Annotated in this window: 6 protein-coding genes; 3 read left to right on the top strand and 3 right to left on the bottom strand. The window is 48.2% G+C overall.

Going from position 1 to position 5,382, the window contains the following annotated elements; translation table 11 throughout:
* On the top strand, positions 1-205 hold a 205-nt coding region (locus AB1467_07310), incomplete at its 5' end, for a hypothetical protein (protein MEW6296062.1).
* Between the two features lie 233 nt (positions 206-438).
* On the opposite strand, the gene AB1467_07305 is transcribed toward AB1467_07310, so the two are convergent.
* Genes AB1467_07305 through AB1467_07295 form a run of 3 tightly spaced genes read right to left on the bottom strand, consistent with a single transcriptional unit; the run spans position 439 to position 1,575 of the window.
* The gene (locus AB1467_07305; GenBank protein ID MEW6296061.1) at positions 439-711 is read right to left on the bottom strand and encodes a type II toxin-antitoxin system RelE/ParE family toxin; all 273 of its coding nucleotides are present in this window, start codon (positions 709-711) and stop codon (positions 439-441) included.
* Complete coding sequence (locus tag AB1467_07300) at positions 708-923, bottom strand: hypothetical protein (GenBank protein MEW6296060.1); 216 nt, start codon at positions 921-923, stop codon at positions 708-710. The genes AB1467_07305 and AB1467_07300 overlap by 4 nt, the downstream gene beginning before the upstream one ends.
* A 40-nt stretch (positions 924-963) precedes the next feature.
* Entirely contained in the window at positions 964-1,575 is a 612-nt protein-coding gene (locus AB1467_07295; GenBank protein ID MEW6296059.1) for a tyrosine-type recombinase/integrase, read from the bottom strand.
* Positions 1,576-3,306: 1,731 nt separating this feature from the next.
* Here AB1467_07295 and AB1467_07290 point away from each other — a divergent pair.
* The gene (locus AB1467_07290; GenBank protein MEW6296058.1) at positions 3,307-4,239 is read left to right on the top strand and encodes a hypothetical protein; all 933 of its coding nucleotides are present in this window, start codon (positions 3,307-3,309) and stop codon (positions 4,237-4,239) included.
* Positions 4,240-4,254: 15 nt separating this feature from the next.
* The gene (locus AB1467_07285; protein ID MEW6296057.1) at positions 4,255-4,701 is read left to right on the top strand and encodes a hypothetical protein; all 447 of its coding nucleotides are present in this window, start codon (positions 4,255-4,257) and stop codon (positions 4,699-4,701) included.
* The last annotated feature ends 681 nt before the right edge of the window (positions 4,702-5,382 follow it).

The raw sequence follows: 5,382 nt of genomic DNA, 5'->3' as shown, positions 1-5,382 counted from the left end.
GACCCTGACTGCGAAGCCGGCCGGCAGCAACGCCGTCCTCAGTGACCCGGCCTCCCCCACTCCCACCTTTGTGGCGGACGTACGCGGCCTCTACACGGCCCAATTGGTAGTGAGCGATAACGTGAACAACAGCGCCCCGGCCACCGTCAAGATACGCCTGATCAGCCCCCTGGCCCCGGTGCACTCCTTGCTCCTGCTGGATTGAGGGGCACGTTTATCCCTTTAGTGGAGGATATGATCACCGCTGAAAAGCGTTTAGCTGCTCTATCTTCGCGCTTCAGTGTAGGGCTTTGTTGATTTTGTTATGCTTATCATAGATGGTCTTTAAACAGTGGTACCATTTAAATTTTGCCTCCAATGCCATGATGATGCGCGGAAAAGATGAATCCTTTTTTGCCGGTGATGTCCGAGAGTTCGAATCTCTCTCACTCCGCCAGCTTATCTTTTTATTTCCTTATAAACCTTGCTGCGGTGCTGAATAGTACCGGCGTCAATAATTTTTTCAGCTTCATCCACTCTGTAGACGATCCGCCAATCCCCGATCCTTGAATAACGCTTTTCTGGCTCCGTTTCCATCTCTTTGGATAAGCGATGATCGTAGGGATCGGCCGCCAGTTCTCGCAAGCGGTCTCTTATCCTCCGGGCGGTAGTTTTGTCCAGTTTTTCCACTGCTTTTTTGGCCTTATGGCTCAAGATCACTTGATAGCTCACAGGCCGAGTTCCTTTTCCATCTCCTCCAGGGTGACAGACTCTCCTCGTTTTATCTGGGCAAACCCCTCCTCGATATCGGCCAGGTCTTCAGGAGAGAAGACCTCTCCCTCCTGCTCATACAGATAATCAATGAACTTCTCCAGGGCATTGCTGTTCGGACCCTGGGCAATGACCTTCACCTTGTCTATCAGGTCATCAATCGATACTTGCATTTTGATTTTCTCCTCTGCTAACTACAGGATTAAAATTGCCTTACTCCTCCCGATACTGCACCTGGCTTTCGATCTCCAGGGCGTCCTGGGCGGAAAGGGTGGTAAGGTAGCGCATGGACATGCTCATGGAGCTGTGGCCCAGGTGGATTTGCAGGGACTTGGGGTTCCGGGTCTGCCGCAGCCTCTCGATGGCCCCGCTGTGCCTAAATAAGTGTGGCCACACCTCCTTGGCGATCCCGGCCCGCTCCCCCAGCTCCTTGATGATCTGCCAGGCTCGGACTCGGGTGATTTTGAAAAACCGATCATCTCTCTTTAGGTCCTGACTAAAGGCGAAGCTTCGCAGCTGGTGGATCAGCGGCTCCGGACAAGACACCAGGCGGTTTTTTTTGCCTTTGCCCTGGACGGTGAAAAAGGGCTGCCCATGGTGGTAGGAGATCATGGCCGGCGTCAGGCTCACGGCCTCGCTCACCCGCAGCGCCGTCCAAAAGAGAGTGAGGATCAAGAGCTTGTCCCGGAGCTGGTGCCGACCGGCTGCGGCTGCGGCCATTCGGCCCACTTCCGCCGGCGTAAGATAGAAAGGGATAATGCCGCTCGCCTTCTTGAGCTGCGCTTGCTGCCAGCGGGCGGGCAGGTTTTGGTGGGTTGGGGTCATAAGGCTCCTAACCTGGTTACCTGGTTTAGAGAGAAAAGAGACAGGCCAGCGAGGCGCCGGGCAGAAACAGATATATTCTTAATAACCAGTGCAAACCAGTTTTCTTCTCCTCCCCCTCCTTTCCAGTGAACAGTGAGGGCAAGGGGGATAATTTAACAGTTTAATCTTTTGTTAAATTATAGGGGAGAATCAGGGCAGGAGTCAAATTAAAAGAAGGGATAAAAGTGCCCGGGCGGGGGGGTAAATTTAACCAAATGGGCACTTTTGTTAAATTATGACCTGATCCAGAGGAGGGAAAGAACAAAGCCTAACCTTGGTGAGCCACTCAGAATAAGCTCTGACAGTCTGGAGAAAAATGTTAGAGAGGGGAGCACAATTTAAACAACAGGCCTTGACATTAAAAAATGAGTTGATTAGGATATGCTCATTCAAAGGGTGTCCCAGCCACCTGCCGCACAGCGGCGAGCCGAGAGGCAAGCTGGGAGAAAAAGAAAAGGCTGCCCTCAGATGGTGGCCGAAAAAAGAGAGAGCGGCTGCCCTTAGACGGCGGCTGCCAAAAAAGATAAGACCCCGCTGGTGAGAATTCTTGCCGGGCCCGGGGCGCATGATTTCCTCCTGCCGCGTTCAACGTGCAGGAGATGTTCATGCTTAAGAAAATTTTAATACAATAATGGAAATTGGCGGCAGGAAAAACTTCTAAAGCTGCCAAAGAGCGAGATGAAAACCCCAATCAGGGGGGAGGAGAAGGTTATACCCCTGAGAGAGGTACGTGCGTCTCTGCCCCCCCAGAAAAACCCAAAAGGAGGCGGAGACAGCGAAGGCCCGCCAAATCTGCCCAAAAGAAATTCTCGAGGGTTGAAGCCCTTGGGAAAACAGTTAATTTAAAGCCTACCAAGACCTTAGGGGTATCTAGGCCGAGGTATATACTCGGAGGTATGTCCTAAGCACCAGAATTGGTCGCACTTCGACCACCTTTCCCCAAAAGGCCTCTACAGCTATTGTAGCGGTCTGCCCAAGTATAATTCCGCAAAATAATAAGTTAACAGGCCCCTATCCTGGGAATTCTCCATACTTGCCACCTGTACAAGCGCGTCTTTACGTGACACGCGGGGGACCGGCGAAAAGCGCCATTAGTCCGGATGCTGCGAAGTTTCAAAAGGTGGCGCAGGCTTCCCAGCATTTGTAATCTAACAGGCTCCCAGTACACGCCGGTTTAGAATTCAAGTGGGATGGAACGAAATCCCAGAGAAATTGGTTAGCAGTGCACGGAGCGTGGTAAAGAATCACCTTCGATTCTCACTGAATGCCAAGGGAAATGGCATCCTCATCAAGGGCCTAAGAGGGGGGGGCGGAGGACGGGCTTCGAAGGCACAATAGGCGTAAAAATTTCCCGTAAAGAAAACAAGTGAAAAAAACTGAGATGGTAGATAACTACCTATAATATATCGATAATATGTTCTCTATATAAAATCATTTAACAGCTAAGACTGAATGAATAGACCGTAAAAAATGACGCGCTTTTGTGCTGGGGCGCATTGAAAATATGGTGCGAAAAGAAGGAAAAAAGCACCTAAAACAGCACGAAAAATTGAGCGGAGGTGATGCCTGGAAACAATAAACACCGTTGCAAGGTGCCGCTGCCACCTGAAAAACCAGCGGGGTGGGACGCAAACCACCTGAAAAAAAGTGCGGAATGTTAAACCTAGTTTCAATCATAGGGAGAGGTTTGTCATGCGCGGATCACCCATCTATCAAGCATCTCAACTGGTTAAATTACTTACTGTTTTTGGAACATCGAAACATCGAGCTAAAAAAGCAGCCCGGACCGCTGGGGCCAAGACCTGGCATGAGGTAGGCCAGCATCTGGGAATCCACAGCTTCAGCACAGCAAATTTGTATCGGAGTGTTTGGATTGAAGCACTACGTTATGGAAAAGAAACATTTGCTGTTCAGGATATTACAAAATTATCACCTGAAATTGTGAGCAGCTTCTTAGACGCAAAAATCTCTGATGGCCTCAGATACGGATCATTCAATACTTACTGTTCAGCCCTGGAAAAACTCTCAGTGGGACTCAATAAATGGGAACATCAGCAGGGAAACAATGTCAATTACGATTGGACCGCTGAAATTCAGGCGTCAAAGATAGAAGCCAGAGATGTACTGGATCGCTCTGTCCAAACTAGAGCTTATCAAGATCCAGTCGGTTTAATAAAAGCGATATCCGATCCCTTATATCGGACAATAGCGGCAGCACAATACGATATTGGAGCGAGAATCTCGGAGTTAGATCATGTACTACCAGAGCAATTCTTAGAGAACAAACGATTTGAGATTATTAAAGGAAAAGGCGGAAAAGACCGCATTTCAGAATTTCGTCAATCAACACCTTATGAAAACTACCGGTTACTGGTAATCGAAAACTTAAACCCAAACTATGGAAAATTTACGTTTTCCCGTAACCAGTATCGTTTAGCCATAAAAGCAGCAGCCGACAAATCCGGGCAAAAATACACTGGCAGCCATGGGCTACGGTGGAATTATGCTCAGGAGAGATTCCGGGCTCTCCAGCAAAGCGGGCGGACCAGGGAGGAAGCCTTAGTTCAAGTGGCCTACGAAATGGGACATAATCGGGGTGATATAACCGAGAGATATCTCAAATAGAACCAGGAGAACGCAATGTATAACTTTGACATTGAGCTAGTTAAAACCCTTACCAACATGCCTGAAGAAATACGGGCAAAGATGGCTAGATACTGGGGCCGTCAGGCGGAGCAGGTGCAAATCGAGGCCATTAAGTTCGGGTTAGACTTATTAAAGCAAAGTGGAATAGAAAACAATAACAAGTTGCCCGAGGTCTTCTATTCATGTTTTATTAAAGCATTAAGCAAAATGCACCACTTGGAAACAGCTCAGGCCATAAGAAGAAAATCAGATAGCTCTGAGCAGGAGTTACAAAAAATCAGTGATATTCGCATCAAACGGATAAAAGCAAGCAAACAAGCTAAATCCAGTCCAAAAAGTTCCAAGCTGCTTTTACAATATCGCGAGTTGGTATTGCAACTTCGATCTAAAGGTATGGGCTGGCGACGGATCGCAGAATATTTAAAGCGATACAATCGGTAAAAGGTAAGCCACCAGACGCTATTTAAGCTGTTCGGAGCGAGTCAGCAATCTCCTGGGTAACTTAAAAATTGTTAAAAAAAAACTACATCAATGGCGAACGGCTTAATGATAATGCACGAGCACAATAACAAAAAGTATGTGCAGAATACATCATCGAGCTTGATGCTTTTACCTACTCCACTGTCGATTTCTGAGAGGAGGGTTGGAGAGCTACCCTGGATGGCTTTTCCGACCGCGCTTTTAGGGCTCAGCGTATCTGATGAAACACGGAAAAATTATCAACCGGGATATCTTGAGGAACTGGGTAGGCGACTTGGTGAAAGAGGTCGCCAACATTGAGGGTCCCATAAACCATTACCTATAAACTGCAAACAGATTTGGTGGAATCCGCGCTTTGACAAAAGTCCCGGCTCCGTGCTATGCTTTTTCCTCTACTCAGAGGTGGGGTTTGTGCATGGCCGGCGGGATCTATAGCGACCAATGCTGTCCTCTTTGCGGGGCACGCTTCAAGGACGACGGGCGTAAAGGCTTATTCTGTCCCAAGCATCCTTCACACTCATCTTCGACAGTTGGGTACGGTTTTTAGGTATTTTTTAGGGCATAAGTTATTGAAATTATTAACCCTGGTTTCGGGGAATTTTTAAAATGTAGTGGCCAACTAATTCGTTGACAGCGTTCGAT

Source organism: Candidatus Diapherotrites archaeon, from assembly GCA_040755695.1.
In the GTDB taxonomy this organism is placed as follows: Archaea; Iainarchaeota; Iainarchaeia; order Iainarchaeales; family 1-14-0-10-31-34; genus JBFMAK01.
The sequence above is the reverse complement of the archived record's forward strand: the minus strand, read 5'-3'. Positions and strand labels throughout refer to the sequence as shown.

Coding starts and splice junctions, on each gene's coding strand:
- AB1467_07300 (MEW6296060.1), bottom strand. CDS start 923: ATGCAAGTATCGATTGATGACCTGATAGACAAGGTGAAGGTCATTGCC.
- AB1467_07295 (MEW6296059.1), bottom strand. CDS start 1,575: ATGACCCCAACCCACCAAAACCTGCCCGCCCGCTGGCAGCAAGCGCAG.
- AB1467_07290 (MEW6296058.1), top strand. CDS start 3,307: ATGCGCGGATCACCCATCTATCAAGCATCTCAACTGGTTAAATTACTT.
- AB1467_07285 (MEW6296057.1), top strand. CDS start 4,255: ATGTATAACTTTGACATTGAGCTAGTTAAAACCCTTACCAACATGCCT.